This window comes from Streptomyces sp. MK7, assembly GCF_032658145.1.
GTDB lineage: Bacteria > Actinomycetota > Actinomycetes > Streptomycetales > Streptomycetaceae > Streptomyces > Streptomyces spiralis.
On record NZ_JAVACL010000131.1, the window covers coordinates 1 to 979 of the forward strand.

Here is a 979-nt window from a genome sequence, read left to right on the forward strand (position 1 = left end):
AGGAGATACACGTGACCAGCACAACGCAGGCACCTCAGACAGGAGCCGGGACGGCTCACCCCGAACGTCTCGGGCACGTCATCTTCATCGCGGCGGCTGCCGCCATGGGCGGCTTCCTCTTCGGCTACGACAGCTCCGTCATCAACGGCGCGGTCGAGGCCATCCGGGACCGCTACGACATCGGCTCCGCGGCCCTCGCCCAGGTCATCGCCGTCGCCCTGATCGGCTGTGCCATCGGCGCCGCGACCGCCGGCCGCATAGCCGACCGGATCGGCCGCATCCGCTGCATGCAGATCGCCGCCGTCCTGTTCACGATCAGCGCCGTCGGCTCGGCGCTGCCCTTCGCGCTGTGGGACCTGGCCTTCTGGCGCATCGTCGGCGGCTTCGCCATCGGTATGGCCTCCGTGATCGGCCCGGCCTACATCGCCGAGGTCGCCCCGCCCGCCTACCGCGGTCGCCTCGGCTCCTTCCAGCAGGCCGCGATCGTCGTCGGCATCGCCATCTCCCAGCTGGTCAACTGGGGCCTGCTCAACGCGGCGGGCGGCGAGCAGCGCGGCACGCTGATGGGCCTGGAGGCCTGGCAGGTCATGCTCGGCGTCATGGTCGTCCCGGCCGTCCTGTACGGCATGCTCTCCTTCGCGATCCCCGAGTCCCCGCGCTTCCTGCTCTCCGTCGGCAAGCGCGACCGCGCCCGTGAGATCCTCGCCGAGGTCGAGGGCCAGGACATCGACCTCGGCGCCCGCGTCGCCGAGATCGAGCACGCGATGACCAGCGAGCACAAGTCCACGTTCAAGGACCTGCTCGGCGGCGGCTTCTTCTTCAAGCCGATCGTCTGGATCGGCATCGGCCTGTCGGTCTTCCAGCAGTTCGTCGGCATCAACGTCGCGTTCTACTACTCCTCGACGTTGTGGCAGTCGGTCGGTGTCGACCCGGCGGACTCGTTCTTCTACTCGTTCACGACGTCGATCATCAACATCGT

The 979-nt window shown here is 68.3% G+C and carries 1 protein-coding gene; it reads left to right on the forward strand.

What is annotated here, in order from left to right; all coding sequences use genetic code 11:
* Window positions 1-11: 11 nt before the first annotated feature.
* Window positions 12-979 (forward strand): MFS transporter (locus tag R2S09_RS40145; protein ID WP_316746225.1); only part of this gene is annotated, 968 nt, incomplete at its 3' end.